Raw genomic sequence first — 241 nt, 5'->3', positions numbered from 1 at the left:
GGCGTCCTTGCAGACCATGGCCCAGGTGATCGACGCCAGGGAGGACTCCAAGGCCCTCTACGGCGACGGTATCGACTCGCTGGCCGGCCAGACCCAGGAAGCGACGGATGCCATGTCGACCTTCGCCGACCAGGCCGCGCGCACCTGGCTGAGGTCCGTTGCGGACGGCCTGTGCGGCCGGTGCGAGGACGGGGTCGAAGGGTGGGGATGGGGGGTGTCGGACGCCCGGGCGCGGAGGGCG

The 241-nt window shown here is 72.2% G+C and carries 1 protein-coding gene; it reads left to right on the top strand.

The genetic code is table 11. The features are described 5' to 3' along the window. Positions 1-16: 16 nt before the first annotated feature. Positions 17-241 (top strand): hypothetical protein (locus ACQG3P_RS22605; protein ID WP_426806302.1); only part of this gene is annotated, 225 nt, incomplete at its 3' end.

The sequence above is a fragment of the Stenotrophomonas sp. SrG genome (assembly GCF_050031795.1).
Classification (GTDB): Bacteria; Pseudomonadota; Gammaproteobacteria; order Xanthomonadales; family Xanthomonadaceae; genus Stenotrophomonas; species Stenotrophomonas rhizophila_A.
This window is presented reverse-complemented; position numbering and strand designations above follow the sequence as displayed.